This is a genomic window from Phyllobacterium sp. K27 (assembly GCF_054796155.1).
Genome location: NZ_CM139240.1, coordinates 1,701,781 through 1,719,265, shown reverse-complemented (window position 1 = coordinate 1,719,265; position 17,485 = coordinate 1,701,781). Strand labels below are relative to the sequence as shown.

Here is a 17,485-nt window from a genome sequence, read left to right as displayed (position 1 = left end):
CTTGCGTTATGCAAAAATGCATGGCAGCAGATTTATATGCCAAATCAAAGCATTATCCTTTGAGTGCATTGAGAAATCGTTCCACAGAGCCTGCCATCCCGTGTATTAATGCATCAGCGGTGAGGCCATGACCAATTGAAACTTCCGCAAGATTTGGCATTTTCTTGACCAGTGCAGGTAGGTTGGAAACAGTCAGATCGTGTCCGGCATTCACTGCGACACCTGTTGTCGCGGCGGCAGATGCCGTAGCGGCCAGCCTTTCAAGCTCAATTAATGCGCCCTTTGGATCATCGTACATTGCGCCATATGGGCCAGTGTAGAGTTCGATTCGGTCAGCACCCAGATCCTTTGCTGCTTGCGGCGCATCAGGGTCAGGATCAACAAATAGGGAAACACGGATGCCCTGCCTTTTCAGATCCCTGATGATAGGCAACAGAAAATCTGCATAGCGCTTCAAATCCCAACCGTGGTCCGAAGTCGATTGAGTTGGATCATCCGGTACTAAAGTTACCTGTTCTGGCTCATTCTTGGCAACCAGTTCAAGAAATTCACTGGTTGGATATCCCTCTATATTGAACTCTGCTTCAGGAAACTCGTCATCAATGAGTGCACGGATTTGAGGAAGATCTGCAAAACGAATATGCCGTTCATCAGGCCGAGGGTGCACGGTCAATCCAGAAGCACCAGCGGCCAGTGCTATGCGGCCAAGATCGATAACATTGGGCCAAGGCAGATCGCGACGATTTCGCAACATCGCAATTGCGTTGAGGTTAACAGACAGAGATGCGGTCATGAATGATATCCAGAGCAATATGCGTAGGGCTTTTGTTGTACATTAGTTCAGTCGAGCAACACACGGTTATTTTCCTGTACTCGTTGCTCCACCTCACGTCGACGCATCAAAAGATGTGAGCTTGATTTGATAAAACCGAGTTTCTCATAGAAGGGAGCAATCTGGTCAGGACAATAAAGCTCGAAGCTTTGAACATTAATTAAAGTCGGGTGGCTGATTATCCGATTGATAATTTTCTGCCCTACTCCAACCCCACGAAAGCGCTCATGGGCAATGACGTCGAAGATAAATGCCTTGAATGTGTAGTCCGTAAGCACACGAGCAAACCCGATCAATTTGCCATCATCGGTACAACATCCAAGCGTCAAATCAGAATGCTTGAGCATCCGCACCATGTCATCGAGAGATCGGCCCTTGGTCCACCACTCTTTGCTGTACAATGCATGAAGTTCTAGTGCACGTGTATCTTCGAAAGCTTCGATCCAACGAAAATTCATCTCATACTCGCACGATACGGTTGAAGTTACCTTACAACAGTCAAGCGTTCAGCGGCACGTGTAATTGCCGTGTACAGCCAGCGTTCCCGTGTGTCGCGGAATGCATAGCTCTCATCAAACAGCACAACTTCGTTCCACTGCGAACCCTGCGCCTTATGCGTGGTTAATGCATAGCCGTAGTCGAAATCATCGAAACGCTTTTTCGTTTGCCAGGGAATCTCAACATCGGGGTCGTCAAACTGCGCTTTCAAAAGCTTTATTTTTGCAACACCGCGACCCGGCTCTTCGTCTTCCGGCGCAATCAACAAATTGATACCAGGTTTCACCGTTTCACGTGAGGAGGTCATCACCTTCCAAAGAGAACCGTTGAGAAGGCCCTTGGCTGGATCGTTGCGTAAACAGACCAGCTTGTCGCCTGCCTGCGGAAATGCAGCTGAAAATCCTTTGAGTTCTCTTAGACGCTGATTATATCGCTTACGAGTCCGATTGGTTCCGACCAAAACCTGATCCGCACCCAACACCAACTCTTGAGTTACCTCGGATTTGGAGATCACTTTGGCAGCACCATAGTCGCCAAACTCAAATTCGCGACCTTCGCGAACGTCGAGCGCCAATCGCAAGATGGGATTGTCGCGGGCTTGTCGGTGAATCTCGCTCAACAGGAAATCTGGCTCGTGCTCGGTAAAGAAGCCCCCGCCAGATATAGGCGGCAACTGTCCCGGATCGCCCAACACAAGAATTGGCGTCCCGAAACTCATAAGATCCCGTCCCAATTGCTCATCAACCATTGAGCATTCGTCGACAACGATCAATTTTGCCTTTGCTACCGGGCTTTGGCGATTAAGGGAAAAGGTTGGCGCAATGCTGGTCTTGCCAGTCGTTTCATTTTCAACAGCCTCTTCACCGCGCGGCCTATAGATGAGTGAGTGAAGTGTGCGCGCATTCCTGGCCCCCTTTGAGCGTAGTACCTGCGCAGCCTTGCCGGTAAACGCGGCAAATTGAACATCGCCTTCAATATGTTCAGCAAAATAACGCGCAAGTGTTGTTTTACCAGTGCCGGCATAGCCGAATAGCCTGAAAATCGGACTCCGCCCGCCCTTCAGCCATTTTGAAACGGCCTGTAAGGCCTCATCCTGTTGTGGTGACAGTTGCATCGTTCTGAGAGACAGGATTCGTAGTCAAAGGGCAAGGAAAATGCTGACGAGGAACGCTAGTCTATAGATTATCAGGATTTCCGGAGCGGATCGTCCCTTCGCCTGCAAGCCCGAATTGCTGGTCCAGCATGCGAAAGCGGTCTCCCTTGATCTGCAACTTCCAGCAGATTTTCTTTTCTTCGCCTTCATAGGTAAAACAAAGGCTACCTTGATCCAGCGCCCACTCTCCCGAATATGACATGCCTTTTGATATCAGTTCGTCCGGCTTGCAGCATTCGATCATCTTGCCGCGAGACGTGCCATCGGCGCCAAGATATTCGCTGAAGTTGAACGGTGGTTGCGCTTTCACCTCACCGGTCAGGGTCGACCCCGTAATGATCTTGCGCAACTCTTCCTCGTTGGGTGCGGGCCAAATATCCGCCTGTGCAACTGCTTGCATTGGCGCAAGGCCCCAAAAGAGCGGTGCAAGAACCGAGATACGTCGCATTATTGCCAGCATAGCTATACCCGATCAGGATCATTCTCCAGCCTGATAGGCTGTCCGTGTGGTGTCGCCAAGGCAGCGCGTTGCCACGCATGCGTCAGCAAATCTATATCTGCCCTTGGCGCAACCTTCTTTTTCGTTATGAGCGATTCCAAGGCTGCAAGCCAGCATTGATAATAGTCGCTTGCATCTTCCAGCCTGCCCGACTGTTCAAGCTCCGACGATAGAGCCTTTGCCCACTCGGTCCAGGTGAATAATCCGCGCTCATGCAGCGCGACCACCATTGCAAATGCCTCTGCCTGCCAGGGTTCAGCAAAAACGGGTACTTCGCATCCAAGGTCCGCGGACATACCGATGAGACTACGCAGGCTCAAGGTAACTCTCCCAAGCGTCAATACTGATGGCCAACTGAGGGTCTGCGGCATCGCCCCAAATTTCCGTCGCTTGAAAAACGACGGTATAAACATATTGAGGGTTTTCGCCTTTGCCATGCGCATTCGTATCGGGAAAAACGAAACCATCGCGAACGACTTCAACTACACCGATCTTGTCGCGCGCATATCGAGGTAGTCGCGTATGCGTTTCGGGATGTAAATTGCGGGTTCTAACGCGGTCTCCCACTTGAAAATGAGGTTCCGCAGTCATCTCCCTGTCGCATGGACCACCTTTAGCGAGCACGGAAGGCACATTTCCTGCCAATAGCACACGCCTTGGAACCGTTCCTTTGACCAAAGCCCGACCTGCTTTCAGCTCGCTGTCAGAGACAAACCCGTGCCGTTCCAGAAGAACTTCCAGAGCTTTGATCCAAATTTCATAATAGGACGACGAATAATAATCGGCCGGATGCAAGCATTCTCGAGCATGACGGCTTTCATCAATATTCCAATGCCCCATGCCGCCCGCAGCAAGTATCAAACCTAAGGCTCTCTTTTCCCACCCCGCATGAAACAAAGGCTCGTCAACTTCCGGTGCGACAGGGCCAAATCCCATTTGCCCGCCAAGATCTTGCGGCCCGTTCATGTATGCCCCGGTGTCAAAGCCAGTCCAGTTCCGATCATTGAATTGCGTGTAACCAGACCGGCCAACTGCTCCTCATTCAGTTCATGAGAACCTTCGGGACGCAACGGCACCACCAGATACCGCAGCTCAGCGGTTGAATCCCATACCCGAATTTTGGTGGTTTGAGGAAGGACCAGCTCAAATTCAGCCAGAACACCGCGAGGATCGATCACGGCTTTTGAGCGATAAGGTGGCGACTTGTACCAGACCGGCGGTAATCCAAGCACTGACCACGGATAGCAGGAGCAAAGTGTGCACACGATAAGATTATGCGTATCAGCCGTATTGAACACAGCCTGCATGTGCTCGCCTTGTCGACCAGTGAAGCCGAGCGATGCAATGGCGGCAGTAGCATCACGCTGGAGCCATTCCGAAAATTCAGGATCGCTCCACGCCTTTGCTATGACCCTGGCACCATTTCGCGGTCCGACCTTCGTTTCATAGGTCTCCACGATGGCATCTATCGCCAACGGATCAATAAGGCCCTTCTGGGTAAGGATTGTTTCCAGCGCACGCACCCGCGCAGCCATCGGGTCAAGCTCATTATCATGGTGGTGGTCATCGTGATCATCTGACATGGCAAAATCCTATGCATCTGCGCGTCTGGGCGCAAGGTCACTTCAACATAGGCCAAAGACTAGCGACCAAGAGAATTGCCATGGTGATATTGAACCATTTAAGTCTCGCAGGATCGGTGAGCCAACTGCGCATGATCTGGCCAAATGCTGCCCAACTCGATACCGAAGGTATATTAACGACGGCGAAGGCGATGCCCACGGTCATCATTGTCGTGAAATAGGCGTCTGGAGAGGTATAAGTAGCCATGGCTGTTACAGCCATTACCCAAGCCTTGGGATTGATCCACTGAAATGCTGCCGCTTCGAGAAATGTCATTGGCCGCGCCTTGCCATCAACGTTGCTTATTGAGCGAGACATCGCAATTTTATAAGCAAGATAAAGAAGATAGGTACCTCCCGCAAATTTCAGGACGATATAAAGCACGGGTATTGTTTCAATCAATGCACCAAGTCCGGAGCCAACGCCAATTAACAGGGTGAAGAAACCGGAACCGATGCCCAGCATATGCGGAATCGATCGCCTGAAACCGAAATTGACGCCAGAGGTTAGCAGCATCAAATTATTTGGTCCCGGCGTTATCGATGTCACGAAAGCGAAAAGAAGCAGTGTCAGAAAAATATCGAGCGTCATCTGAAAACCAACCCAAAAATGCAACGCTAATATCTGGCCAACCGTCGCTCAATGTCTAACTTGTCAGGGGCACAATTTAGCCCTGACAAGTTGGAATGATGGGATTGAGAAGGTGATCACATGCCCAAAGGACCACGGTTCATTGCCGCTACGCCGGTGCGGCAAATCTCGACAAGACCAAGCGGCTTCATGATCGCAATAAACTGATCAATCTTGGAACCTTTACCTGTGATTTCAAAGATGAAGTGTTCGGTTGTCGCATCAGCAACTTTTGCATGAAATGCATCTGCAAGGCGCAGTGCCTCATTGCGATGTTCGCCAAGTCCAGCAACCTTAACCAGCGCTAGTTCCCGCTGGATTGGGCCAGCCTGACCAAGCTCGTCAGCGCGCACTGAGAGATCCACAACACGATGCACTGGCACGATCCGCTCTAGTTGATGGCGTATCTGGTCAAGAATGTGCGGCGTACCCCGTGTCACGATGGTAATGCGTGACAGATGCTGCTCGTGCTCCGTTTCAGAGACAGTCAAGCTTTCAATATTGTAGCCGCGACCGGAAAAGAGCCCAATGACGCGCGCAAGCACACCAGGTTCATTATCTACAAGGACAGATAGGACAGTCGTGACAGGTAGTTCAGTCTCCTTGGCAATGAAATATGCCGAGCCGGAGGCTAGATTTTGAGCATTCATACTATTTCTCCGGGTTCTTAAACGAGCTGTCTGCCCTTGGCATCAATGGCATTTGCAACGGCTTCATCCGTCGCTTCATCGGGCAGAAGCATTTCATTGTGCGCCTTGCCTGACGGTATCATCGGGAAACAGTTTGCAAGATTGGCAACGCGGCAATCGAACAGCACAGGCTTTTTGACATCGATCATCTCCTGAATGGCATCATCAAGATCACCCGGCTTCTCGCAGCGAATACCATGCCCGCCATAGGCTTCCGCCAATTTAACGAAGTCCGGCAATGCTTCCGTATAGGAATGCGACAAACGATTGCCGTGCAGCAATTGCTGCCATTGGCGGACCATGCCCATATACTGATTATTCAAGATAAAGATTTTGATCGGCGCTTCATATTGCACAGCCGCGCTCATCTCCTGCATGGTCATCTGAACCGAGGCATCCCCAGCAATATCGATAACGAGCGAATTTGGATGGGCGATCTGCACCCCCAGCGCTGCCGGCAAACCATATCCCATAGTGCCAAGTCCACCGGAGGTCATCCAGCGGTTTGGCTTTTCAAAGCCATAGAACTGGGCTGCCCACATCTGGTGCTGACCAACTTCCGTCGTAATGTAAGTGTCACGATCCTTGGTCAAGGCATAGAGGCGTTCAAGCGCATATTGCGGCATGATCACGTCTTTGTTGCGCGTGTAAGACAAGGATTTACGGCTACGCCATTTGTCGATCTGCAACCACCAATCATCAATCGCCTTTGCGTCAGGCTTCGTGGATGAAGCACGCAACAAGCGGATCATATCCTCAAGAACCGAGGCAACATCGCCTATGACGGGGATATCGACACGAACGGCTTTGTTGATTGATGACGGATCAATATCGACATGAATCTTTTTCGAATTGGGCGAGAATCCACTCAAGCGCCCGGTAATACGATCATCAAACCGTGCCCCAATATTCACCATAACGTCGCAATCATGCATGGTCATATTGGCTTCGTAAGTGCCATGCATGCCGAGCATTCCCAGCCAATTCTTGCCCGAAGCCGGATAAGCCCCCAGTCCCATCAACGTTGAGGTGATAGGAAAATTGGTCAACTGCACCAACTCGCGCAACAATTTGCTTGCCTCGTCACCTGAGTTGATGACGCCGCCGCCCGAATAGATCACAGGACGCTTCGCAGTCAGCATCAGCGCTACAGCACGTTTAACGGATTCGAGATCCGCTTGAACAGTAGGGCGATAACTGGTGCGCGGACTGGTTTCCGGCGGCGTGTAAAAGCCGGTTGCGAACTGAACATCCTTAGGAACATCAACCAGAACCGGGCCGGGACGACCGGTGCGCGCAATGTGAAAAGCTTCGTGCAATATGCGGGAGAGATCGTTTACGTCCTTCACCAGCCAGTTATGCTTGGTGCAAGGGCGCGTGATACCAACGGTATCGCACTCCTGAAAAGCATCGGAGCCGATCAAGCTGGTTGGAACCTGTCCGCTGATGCAAACAAGCGGGATAGAATCCATCAACGCATCCTGAAGCGGCGTAACAGCATTGGTTGCACCCGGGCCTGATGTTACGAGCATAACACCGACCTTGCCGGTGGAACGGGCATATCCTTCAGCCGCATGACCAGCGCCTTGCTCATGGCGAACAAGTATGTGGTTGATCTGGTCCTGCTGGAAGAGTTCATCATAAATCGGAAGTACAGCACCGCCGGGATACCCGAAAATATCGGTTACGCCTTGATCAATGAGTGCCTGCACGACCATTTCGGCGCCGGTCATTTCACGTCGTTGTGAGGTTTTACTGCTATCCTGTTTATCTGCGGTCATCGTCTCTTCCCGTCTATTCTGCGGCGCAAAGCCTTCCAGAAGGTGCTTTCGTTTAACTGAGATGTAGAAAATAAAAAAGGCCCCCGAGGGAGCCTGTGTTTCGCGCATGGGAGCTTTCGCCGGGTGCTTACAACACCCTGCCCATACGCGGTCCCACGACAATAAGAACTGTTTTCATGGTCGCGGACGATAATTTAGCGATTTCAATTCGTCAACCGGCAAAGTGTAAATCAGCCTATGTGATTACATCGGCAATGATAAAAGCTGATAAATCACGGATATTGCAGTCTTTCCCAATCATCACCAAGTTGATTGCGAAACCAGGTCATCTGCCGTTTTGCATATTGTCGCGTGGCAATTGTCGCAAGTTCTGCCGCCTGTTCGGCTTTTAATCTTCCGGCCAGTACTTCCGCAATCTCCTTAACGCCAATCGCACGCATGGCAGGCAGTTCATGCGACAGGCCGAGTGACAACAAAACCTTGACCTCCTCAATAGCGCCCTCTTCCATCATTGTTTCAAAACGTTTCGCGATACGCGAACCAAGCCACTGCCGATCCGGTTCAATAACGATCTTTCTAGCCGTGGCAGAATCGATCAACGCCCGGCCAGCCGTCTTTTGCCATTCAACAATTGAACGACCCGAAGCATCAAAAACTTCAAGCGCACGCACGATGCGTTGGCTATCGGTTGGGCGGAGCGAGGCAGCAGCAAGAGGATCTTTCAACAACAAAAGTTCATGAAGTTTTTCGGCACCCAACTCCGTATCCTGCATCCGCCAGAAAGAGCGAATATCATCCGGAATTTCCGGCATTGTTGAAAGACCGCCAAGAAGCGCGCGGAAGTAAAGCCCGGTGCCACCTGCAAAAATCCAATTCTTTTCAATAAGTTCTGGAGATTTCAGCAGCGCTTCGACATCTGAGAACCAGCGACCAGTTGAATAGGCAACGGATGGCAAGACGTGTCCATAAAGGTAATGAGGCACCCGTTCCAACTCAGCCTTGCCCGGACGGGCGGTCAACTGTTCCAGCACATTGTAAACTTGCATGGAATCCGTATTGATGATCACGCCTTCCAATTCCTCGGCTAAACGAAGCGCGAGCGTTGACTTGCCGCTGGCCGTTGGTCCGGCTATCAGGATTATCTGTCTCGTCAAATCACTGCCCAAATGGAAATCGCCCCTATGCCTCTGATGGCCACGCTCATTGCAAATCCAGCCGCACCCAATTTAACACCATCTCTGGGGATTAAAGCCTCGGCGGCTATCAATGCAACAGGTCTTTATTGGCTGGCCGATGGAATTGCCTGTGACATCACTTTGAAAGACACCAGCGACCCGGAAGAAGCCAGAAGCCTCCTTACCCGTGCGATTGATGGTGAACCTGTTGATATTATTATTCAAAATCAAGACAGCAGACGAAAAAGAATCCTGATTGCTGACATGGATTCGACCATAATCCAGCAGGAATGCATCGATGAACTGGCAGAAGAAGCCGGGTTGCGCGATAAAGTAGCCGCAATCACAGCGCGAGCCATGAATGGCGAAATCGAGTTCGAACCCGCGTTGCGAGAACGCGTTGCCCTGCTGAAGGGCCTGCCCTATTCAGTCATTGATAAAGTGATCGCCAGCCGGATTACCTTGATGCCGGGCGGGCCAGAGCTTATCAGAACCATGAAGAAACACGGAGCCTATACGGCACTTGTTTCCGGAGGCTTCACGGTGTTCACGCAACGTATTGCCGAAATGATCGGGTTTAATGAGAATAGCGCTAACATATTGATAGATAATGGAGAAACGCTAACAGGCGAGGTCAAGGAGCCTATTCTTGGGCGTACTGCAAAAGTGGCCGCTTTAACTGGAATTTGCCAACGTTTTGGCCTTGAGCCGAAAGAAGCGATCGCAGTGGGCGACGGGGCTAACGATCTTGACATGCTACAGCTTGCGGGAACTGGCGTGGCTCTTCATGCAAAACCTGTCGTTGCCGAACAGGCAAAGGTCCGGATTGACCACGGTGATCTGACTGCCCTTCTCTATATTCAGGGTTACCGAAAGTCCGACTTCATTATCTGAAAATTACTCGCCTACCCACAACCGTTTTTCACGCTCTGGTGGAAAAAATACAGGAAAATTCGAGCTTTTCTCTGCAACCTCCCACGATTATGCTTCGAAATGAATCTGAACCGGTAAAAACATCACCGAACAGGGTGCTTTCATACGCAGATTGAGTATCCGAATGCTCAATCCATCTGCAATGTTACAAATCGCAACTCACCGGTCTTGGATGCGAGCATGAGGAGCGCATTCTTGCGGCCCTCATCGCGGAGCTTTTCGATACGTGCTGCAACGTCCTCCGGAGTCGAAACTGTCTCCTGCGCAATATCGACGATGACATCTCCTGCTTGTATCCGCTTGTTGCCAGCAACCGAATCATCCTGAACTTCCGTCACGAGCACACCTTCGACTTCTTTGGCGATACCGAATGACTTGCGGGTATCTTCGTCCAATATGCCCAGAGTCATACCCAAGACATCGACGCCCTGAATGGCCCCGTCTTCATCCTGATCAGCATCAGCAGGTTTCTTGGCAACCTGCTCGCTATCTTCAAGACGGCCAAGCGTGACCTTCACTGTCTGTTCCTTGCCCTTGCGAACGACGACGACATCCACTTCCTTGCCCACGGGGCTTTCAGCGACAACCCGCGGCAGGTCTTTAACAGTTGCCACCTCTTTGCCATCGAAACGGATAATCACATCACCGGGCAGTATAGAACCATTGGCAACAGGACCACCATCAATAATACCGGCAACCAGTGCCCCCCTGCTGGTGGTCATGCCGAGGCTTTCGGCAATATCATCTGTCACGGGTTGGATACGCACGCCAAGCCAACCGCGGCGCGTTTCGCCAAATTCACGCAACTGGGCGATCACGCCAGACGCAAGCTCGGCAGGGATAGCGAAGCCGATACCAATTGAGCCACCGGTTGGCGAGATAATCGCGGTATTGATGCCGATGACCTGACCATACATATCAAACAGCGGCCCACCAGAATTACCGCGATTGATCGCAGCATCGGTTTGAATAAAACTATCGTAGGGTCCGGAATTAATATCGCGGTTACGTGCTGAGACAATGCCCACGGTTACTGTGCCACCGAAACCGAATGGATTACCGATTGCCATAACCCAATCGCCAATGCGCGTTTTTGAAGAGTCGCCGAATTTCACAGCAACAAGCTTGCGCTTCTTCGGATCAACTTTGAGAACGGCAAGATCTGTCTTGGTATCCTTGCCAACCAATTCCGCCTTCAGCTTCGATCCGTCGCTAAAGTTGACCTCGATTTCGTCCGCATCGGCGATCACATGATTATTGGTTACGATAATGCCTTCTTCGGCATCAACGACAAAACCTGAACCAAGCGATTGTACCTGGCGAGATGGATTGTTCCTCCCCGGTTCTTGCCTGTCAAAATAGTCATTGAAGAACTCCTGGAAGGGCGAGCCATCGGGAACTTTCGGCATCGGAATCGGACCCGATTCGCCATCTCGTCCTTTAACGGTCTGCGACGTGGAAATATTCACAACAGCGCCCAAAAGACCCTCGGCAAGATCGGCCACGGAAGCTGGCCCCTGCGCTCTTGGCTGCGCACTATTGGGAACAGCCGGCGCTTGTGTCTGGGCATATGCCGACGTGACCAGCACCGGGCTAAGTCCGGTGGTTGCCAAGGCGGACAATGCAATTGCGGCTGTGGCAGAACGAAGCGCTTTGCGGGCAGTGCAGGAAACCATGACGACAGGCCTTTTCAGTAAGGTCGAGTATTTCAGGCCAGCAAAACCACCACTATGGTCGAAAGTATGGCCGAATAGCAGTTCAGCGTTTATTTCGATGGAGTTCAACTCAAGATTTGCTGATTAGGTCAGGACTCCAAAGCAACATCCAGCTCTACCCGCGGACAAGCCATATGACGAACACGCCAATTGCGATCGATGCAACGCCAGCTACGCGTAAGAAACCATCGGGTTGCTCGCTGACATCGCGGGCAACCCGTTTGGCGACGATTGGAAAACACCCATAGAGTAATCCTTCAAAGACGAGGAATAGCCCAACGGCATCCAAAAAATCAGTCATCAGCCGATCCTGCCCCTATTGAGGGGCAGGTGTTGTTGCAGCAGGAGCAGGCGGTGTCGACCCGCTAACTGGCGGCAATGCTCCACCAGCATCCTGGAAATAGCGGAAAAACTCGGAGTTAGGCGAAAGGACCATTGTTGTTCCGGTGTTCTCCAGTGCAGTGCCATAGGCCGACATTGACCTGTAGAAAGCAAAGAAGTCCGGGTCCTTGGAGAAAACTTCCGCGAAGATGCGGCTGCGTTCGCCTTCACCCTGACCACGAATAATTTCCGATTCCCTGCGGGCTTCGGCAACAATCTCAACCACCTGACGATCGGCAATGGCCTTGATCCGCTGAGCAGCTTCACGGCCGCGCGCACGTAAACGTTCGGCTTCAGCAAGACGCTCGGCGCTCATACGGGCAAAAGTCTGTTGCGACACTTCCTGAGTAAGATCGGTACGGCGAATACGCACATCGGTGATCTGCAATCCAAGCGACTCGGAGTCCGGACGCAATTGCTCACGCACTTCAAGCATCATGCCTGCACGTTCATCGGACAGCGCGGCTTCGAATCCGCGCAGGCCATATACGCCACGCAAAGCAGCATCCAGACGGGTACGAAGACGGGCTTCTGCCAACGTCACATCACCCGAAACAGTCTGACGGAACTTGCGAGCGTCAGTAATGCGGTAAACGAGAAACGCATCGACTTCATAGAACTTGCCGCCGGAAACCTGCACACGGATATTATCGAGTTCAAAGCTGAGCTGACGATTTTCGATCATCTGCACACTATCGGCTTCAAGAAAGCCGAAAGGCATTTTGAAATAGATACCTGGCTCGGTTTCCACATCGACGATTTCACCAAAGCGCAGGACAATAGCCTGCTGTCCGGCCCGCACAACGAAGATTGAAGCATAGACCAGAAGCGCGACGAAAAGGATTGCACCGACATAAATCGGGAGACGATTCTGGTTCATCACTGTGCTCCTCCGGCTGCCGGCTTCGCCTGCTTGTTCAGTTCTGGCAGTGGCAGATAGGGAACAACGCCCTGCCCGTTCTGATCAACAATAACCTTGGTAGAGTCTTTCAGCACACGCTCCATCGTTTCAAGGAAAAGACGCTTGCGGGTCACTTCCGGCGCCTTGGCATATTCATCGTAAACAGAGGTAAAGCGCTGGGCCTCACCCTCTGCTTCCTGAACGATACGGCTTTTATAAGCCGCCGCATCTTCACGGATCTGCGCACCCTCACCGCGAGCCTGACCAAGCTTCTGGTTGGAGTATTGGTTGGATTCTTCTACGAAACGGTCTTCGTCCTGCTCGGCACGCTGAACTTCATCAAAGGCGTCAGCAACTTCGCGCGGCGGAGCTGCATCTTCAATCGAGAGCGCATTGATGGCGACTCCAGCGCCATAGTCATCAAGCGTTTTTTGGATGATGCCCCGCACATCATTGGCTATACCGGCACGATTATCACGGAAAATATCCTGAGCCGGGCTGCGGCCAACGATCTCGCGCATGGCGCTTTCGGAAACCTGCTGTACGAGATTTTCCGGATTCTGGACCTTGAACAGATAGGAAACCGGATCGGAAACGCGATAAAGCACAGAGAACTGAACATCGACGATGTTCTGATCACCGGAAAGCATCAGGCCTTCCTTGGCACCGCGTGTACCCTGCCCGCCAATATTCTTCTGCTTTTCGACAATTTCCACCTTTTCGTAAGATTCAATTGGCCAAAAATGGAAATGCAGACCGGGCTCAGCAATAGCCGTCTTCGGCTTGCCAAAGCGCAATTCAACTGCCCGCTCGTCCGGCTGAACAGTATAGACAGACTGGAAAACCCAAAAAGCTACAACGGCAAGTCCGATCAGGCCCCAGATAGCTGGACTACCGCCACTGCCGCCGGGGATTGCCTGCCGCAGGCGATCCTGACCACGGCGGAAAATGTCTTCAAGATCCGGAGGCGTATTGCCTCCACCGCCGCCTTGCGGTTTTTGCCCCCAAGGGCCACCACCACCGCCATTGTTATTACCGCCGCCGCCCCAAGGACCGCCGCCACCGTTCTGATTACTCCAGGGCATTCCTACCTCTTAATTTGAACGAAAATCACCACCCTGTGGCTACCCCTCGCTAGTCCAATACCCCGTTTATAGGGACGGCGGGGTTCGCTTTCAACGTACGCCGATGCTTTTCTAGGCCTTTTGCTGAAAAACCGAACAATTATCGCCAGTTATCACGACATTTTCATAATATGCGCCGTGTTGACAAGGTTAACGGCGTCTCTCGTAGACAACATAGCGCGTCGGATAGTTGTCTTTTTCACCAGCGGGAAATTCTTCACTGGACGATTCCGACCAGATCGCAGGATCAATCTCGGGAAAATGGACGTCACCCTCCACGCTCGCGAGCACCCACGTCACATAGAGCTTATCAGCACGGCTGAAACTCTGCCGGAAAATCTCACCGCCGCCAATAATGCAGATTTCGTCGACTTGATCCGCGTCGGCGTGACTGCCTGCGACAAGCAGCGCTTCGTCAATAGAGCGGGCCGAAATAACACCTTCGACACCAAAGGCAGGATCGCGCGTGATGACGATATTGGTGCGGCCAGGCAAAGGCTTTCCAAGCGAATCCCAAGTCTTGCGACCCATGATGATGGGCTTGCCCATGGTAATCGCCTTGAAACGCTTCAAATCAGAAGACAATCGCCACGGCAGATCATTATCCCGGCCAATCACACCATTCTGCGCAATGGCAACTACAAAGCTGATCATTCAAACTTCTCCCTCTTCAGAGGCAGTACTTTATTCATCGACAGACGAACTAAACCGCAATAGGCGCCTTGATGCCGGGTTCAGCGACATAATCAGCGAGACGGAAATCGTCATACTTGAAAGCGAAGAGGTCGGTCACTTCGGGATTGATATGCATGACGGGCAATGGCCCCGGTTTACGTGCAAGCTGCAATTGCGCTTGCTCGAAATGATTTGCATAAAGATGCGCGTCACCCAGCGTATGGACGAAATCACCCGGTTTCAGACCCGTCACCTGAGCGATCATCATCATCAGCAGCGCATAGGAGGCGATGTTGAAGGGAACGCCAAGGAAGATGTCTGCGGATCGCTGGTAAAGCTGGCAGGATAGCTTGCCGTCAGACACGTAAAACTGGAAGAGGCAATGACAGGGAGGCAGCGCCATCTCATCAACAAGCGCAGGATTCCACGCCGATACGATCAGGCGTCGTGAATTGGGATTGGTTCGTATGGCGCTGAGCAAACCGGCAATCTGGTCGATATGCCCGCCATCCGGTGTCGGCCATGAGCGCCATTGATAACCATAGACGGGGCCAAGGTCACCATTTTCATCGGCCCATTCATCCCAGATCGTCACGCCATTCTCACGCAGATAGGCGACGTTGGTGTCACCTTTCAGGAACCAGAGCAACTCGTGGATGATGGATTTGAGGTGAAGTTTCTTCGTGGTGAGCGCCGGAAAGCCTTCGGCCAGATCAAACCGCATCTGATAGCCGAAAACCGACCGTGTACCCGTGCCTGTGCGATCGCCGCGGTCGGAGCCGTTGTCGAGAACGTGCTGTAGAAGATCAAGATAGGTGCGCATCGTTTCTCTTTAACAGATTCGACCAACGAAGGTGTAAAACTTGTGCGTGATCCACAGCACTGCAAACAGAAAAAGCCCTGCCGTCAGTTAAACAGCAAGGCTCGTTCTGTTGAGCCGAAAATTCAGATGCTATCCAGCGCTCCAAGCGCCTTCGCCGTCAGATAATAGAAGGTAACACGGCTTTTGGTGCGATCCTCCTTCATCGTCACGCATACGGACTCGATTGCAGCATCGGCTTTGGCTGCATCTGTCAGGCCGAGCTTTTTTCCCACCCAATTGGTGCGAACGCGCGCCAATTCTTCAGGATCAGTACAGGATACCAGTGATGAATCCCGGTTGCGCAAAGCAATTCCGAGATGTTTGACGATTTTTGCAACGATGGCTTCATCAGCCGCAGCATCGTAATGACGAACATCGGTCAGATAGTCACTCATGTAAAATCCCCTGATTGTTAGGGTCCGGACTCATTAATCTGGTCGAAATGGTATGAGGTTTTTCGTTTGGATACAAGGAGCAAAGGCGAAGGCAATGTGGTTCATTGTCGAGCTTTTGCGACAAAGTAGCCGGGCGAAAAGACCATATCCTCCGGACGCCGAAACGGCTGCAAGCTGCAGTGTGGGGCAGTCAATGCCAGATAACGACACGAAACTGCTTTCGAAAAATTCCCCCAAAGGATACTACATCCCAATCAAATGACAGGAAGGCACCGCCATGGATACTGTAGAAATTACAACGCGAAGTGATTTTGCCATGTGGGCGATTGAGCGCGCTCAGGAAATAGTCAGGTCCGAAGGGTCGGCGCTTGCGCTCGCCGCGCGCGACATGGATGAAGCCGGATTGAAAGAATCCGGAGCGGCGCTGGGCAAAGCCATTGCCGATGCAATGCTGGAAGTTTTCGACGGCCTCGTGCCTGAATAACCTATGGCACAGAACTGTCAGGCCGCCGCCCTTCCCATCTCCAACTCACGCGTGCGACCGATGCGCCTCATCAATTCTTCGAATCTGGCATCGCGCTTGAGCTGGAACGCATAATGGCGGCGCAATTCGGCGACCAGTTGACCCTTGCGATTTAGCAGATCATCAGCATAGCCAACCATCAGAGAATTTGGCCAAGCCTGAGGGCGGATCGTCCGCAACCGCTCAAAAAGAAGCTCCTCGCTTTCGTCAGGGCTGTCTTGCGCCATCAGTGTCAGCATGGCAGCGGTGGAACGTGAAACGCCCATATGGCAATGCACAAGCAGATGACCCTCAACGCGATCTTCTGCCGATTGAAGCAGGCGTGAGCCGAAATCGAGTATTTCCGTCATATGCTGCTTTTGAGGCAAAATGCGGTCCGGCGCAGCGTCGATAATATCGTGAAATTGCAGAATTGTGCGATCATGGACACCATAGGTTTGAAAAGCTTCCAGCGCCGGCCAATCGGGATCAACAATTGAGAGCACATGGCTGACGCCGCGCTCCCTTTGATCGGGCAGCTCGTCAATACCGCATATTGTGAGCGTGGATATTTTCAATGTCTGCATGATTTGACCGCTTTGCTGATGATTGTACGTTCTGCTTATAGGGCAACAGAGCAGCGGCTGCTACACTTGCATCAACCGGAAAATCAATGATTTGAGCGTTGATTTATTTATGTGGCGCACCTATATACGTACCGCTGGCTTCGGCCAGCTATGGTGATAAACGGACGATGAAATAAGCCATTTGGACCCGGGGGCGGTACCCGGCGCCTCCACCACAATGCAGCAGATTATCGCTGCCTTGTGGCGGGGGCGAAATAGGATCGACAAGGGTGTAAAGATCGAACTTTTGCCCGGCATTGTACCACCGTTATCGGGCTAACTCAGTAGTTGCAAACGACAACTATGCGGAAGCACGTCTCGCTGCTTAATGCAGTGCGATAGCTTCAAATTAAGTCCTAGGGGTTCGCACTTCTAGGCGGGGTTCGGAGGTACCTGGCAACAGAAACCTCCACTTCTCTCCCCTCACTGAAAAACCTCCTGCCATGCAAAGTTCGCGCTTGCAGACCTTTCCGCTTGCAAAGTTACGCTTG

Annotated in this window: 20 protein-coding genes, 1 other RNA gene and 1 pseudogene; 3 read left to right on the top strand and 19 right to left on the bottom strand. The window is 51.9% G+C overall.

What is annotated here, in order from left to right; translation table 11 throughout:
* Positions 1-52 precede the first annotated feature (52 nt).
* The 11 genes from ACYJL1_RS08340 to miaA form a co-directional block, all read right to left on the bottom strand.
* Positions 53-793, bottom strand: a complete 741-nt coding sequence (locus ACYJL1_RS08340) for a pyridoxine 5'-phosphate synthase (protein WP_460894980.1) — start codon at positions 791-793, stop codon at positions 53-55.
* 47 nt (positions 794-840) lie between these two features.
* Positions 841-1,290, bottom strand: a complete 450-nt coding sequence (locus tag ACYJL1_RS08335) for a GNAT family N-acetyltransferase (RefSeq protein WP_460894979.1) — start codon at positions 1,288-1,290, stop codon at positions 841-843.
* A 26-nt stretch (positions 1,291-1,316) separates the two neighbouring features.
* Positions 1,317-2,444, bottom strand: a complete 1,128-nt coding sequence (locus ACYJL1_RS08330; protein ID WP_460894978.1) for an ATP-dependent DNA helicase — start codon at positions 2,442-2,444, stop codon at positions 1,317-1,319.
* A 61-nt stretch (positions 2,445-2,505) separates the two neighbouring features.
* Positions 2,506-2,943, bottom strand: a complete 438-nt coding sequence (locus ACYJL1_RS08325; protein WP_460894977.1) for a hypothetical protein — start codon at positions 2,941-2,943, stop codon at positions 2,506-2,508.
* A gap of 2 nt (positions 2,944-2,945) precedes the next feature.
* Entirely contained in the window at positions 2,946-3,278 is a 333-nt protein-coding gene (locus tag ACYJL1_RS08320; protein ID WP_460897973.1) for a nitrile hydratase accessory protein, read from the bottom strand.
* Between the two features lie 10 nt (positions 3,279-3,288).
* Entirely contained in the window at positions 3,289-3,948 is a 660-nt protein-coding gene (nthB, locus tag ACYJL1_RS08315; RefSeq protein WP_460894976.1) for a nitrile hydratase subunit beta, read from the bottom strand.
* On the bottom strand, positions 3,945-4,565 hold the full coding sequence (gene nthA, locus ACYJL1_RS08310; RefSeq protein ID WP_460894975.1) for a nitrile hydratase subunit alpha: 621 nt from the start codon (positions 4,563-4,565) through the stop codon (positions 3,945-3,947). Before nthA ends, nthB begins: the two co-directional genes overlap by 4 nt.
* Before the next feature lie 37 nt (positions 4,566-4,602).
* Positions 4,603-5,196, bottom strand: a complete 594-nt coding sequence (locus ACYJL1_RS08305) for a LysE family translocator (RefSeq protein WP_460894974.1) — start codon at positions 5,194-5,196, stop codon at positions 4,603-4,605.
* Between the two features lie 116 nt (positions 5,197-5,312).
* Positions 5,313-5,885 carry an acetolactate synthase small subunit gene (gene ilvN / locus ACYJL1_RS08300; protein WP_115052604.1) on the bottom strand — a complete coding sequence of 191 codons (573 nt, stop codon included), beginning with the start codon at positions 5,883-5,885 and terminating at the stop codon, positions 5,313-5,315.
* 17 nt (positions 5,886-5,902) lie between these two features.
* The gene (locus ACYJL1_RS08295; protein ID WP_460897972.1) at positions 5,903-7,657 is read right to left on the bottom strand and encodes an acetolactate synthase 3 large subunit; all 1,755 of its coding nucleotides are present in this window, start codon (positions 7,655-7,657) and stop codon (positions 5,903-5,905) included.
* A 320-nt stretch (positions 7,658-7,977) separates the two neighbouring features.
* On the bottom strand, positions 7,978-8,871 hold the full coding sequence (gene miaA / locus ACYJL1_RS08290; protein ID WP_460894973.1) for a tRNA (adenosine(37)-N6)-dimethylallyltransferase MiaA: 894 nt from the start codon (positions 8,869-8,871) through the stop codon (positions 7,978-7,980).
* 15 nt (positions 8,872-8,886) lie between these two features.
* On the opposite strand from miaA, the gene serB reads away from it, so the two are divergent.
* Complete coding sequence (gene serB / locus ACYJL1_RS08285; protein WP_460894972.1) at positions 8,887-9,774, top strand: phosphoserine phosphatase SerB; 888 nt, start codon at positions 8,887-8,889, stop codon at positions 9,772-9,774.
* Positions 9,775-9,941: 167 nt separating this feature from the next.
* Here serB and ACYJL1_RS08280 read toward each other — a convergent pair.
* The 7 genes and pseudogenes from ACYJL1_RS08280 to ACYJL1_RS08250 form a co-directional block, all read right to left on the bottom strand.
* Positions 9,942-11,339: pseudogene (locus ACYJL1_RS08280) on the bottom strand (DegQ family serine endoprotease); the annotation flags it as partial.
* A 304-nt stretch (positions 11,340-11,643) separates the two neighbouring features.
* Positions 11,644-11,829 (bottom strand): DUF2065 domain-containing protein, encoded by a 186-nt coding sequence (locus ACYJL1_RS08275; RefSeq protein WP_460894971.1) that lies wholly within the window; start codon positions 11,827-11,829, stop codon positions 11,644-11,646.
* 15 nt (positions 11,830-11,844) lie between these two features.
* Positions 11,845-12,789: a protease modulator HflC gene (gene hflC / locus ACYJL1_RS08270; protein WP_460894970.1), complete on the bottom strand. Its 945-nt coding sequence runs from the start codon at positions 12,787-12,789 to the stop codon at positions 11,845-11,847.
* A complete protein-coding gene (gene hflK / locus ACYJL1_RS08265) occupies positions 12,789-13,895 on the bottom strand; it encodes an FtsH protease activity modulator HflK (protein ID WP_460894969.1) in 1,107 nt (368 codons plus the stop codon). Before hflK ends, hflC begins: the two co-directional genes overlap by 1 nt.
* Positions 13,896-14,084: 189 nt before the next feature.
* Positions 14,085-14,588, bottom strand: coding sequence for a dihydrofolate reductase (locus ACYJL1_RS08260; RefSeq protein WP_460894968.1), 504 nt, complete (start codon positions 14,586-14,588; stop codon positions 14,085-14,087).
* Positions 14,589-14,637: 49 nt separating this feature from the next.
* Positions 14,638-15,432 (bottom strand): thymidylate synthase, encoded by a 795-nt coding sequence (locus ACYJL1_RS08255; protein WP_460894967.1) that lies wholly within the window; start codon positions 15,430-15,432, stop codon positions 14,638-14,640.
* 122 nt (positions 15,433-15,554) lie between these two features.
* Positions 15,555-15,866, bottom strand: a complete 312-nt coding sequence (locus ACYJL1_RS08250) for a DUF2853 family protein (protein WP_460894966.1) — start codon at positions 15,864-15,866, stop codon at positions 15,555-15,557.
* A gap of 277 nt (positions 15,867-16,143) precedes the next feature.
* Here ACYJL1_RS08250 and ACYJL1_RS08245 point away from each other — a divergent pair, with 277 nt between their 5' ends.
* Entirely contained in the window at positions 16,144-16,350 is a 207-nt protein-coding gene (locus ACYJL1_RS08245) for a hypothetical protein (RefSeq protein WP_115052592.1), read from the top strand.
* A gap of 17 nt (positions 16,351-16,367) precedes the next feature.
* Here the strand turns inward: ACYJL1_RS08245 and ACYJL1_RS08240 are convergent, their stop codons facing one another.
* Positions 16,368-16,955, bottom strand: a complete 588-nt coding sequence (locus ACYJL1_RS08240) for a tyrosine phosphatase family protein (protein ID WP_460894965.1) — start codon at positions 16,953-16,955, stop codon at positions 16,368-16,370.
* Between the two features lie 94 nt (positions 16,956-17,049).
* Between ACYJL1_RS08240 and ssrA the strand changes: the two genes are divergently transcribed.
* Positions 17,050-17,408: a transfer-messenger RNA gene (ssrA, locus tag ACYJL1_RS08235) on the top strand.
* Positions 17,409-17,485: the final 77 nt, after the last annotated feature.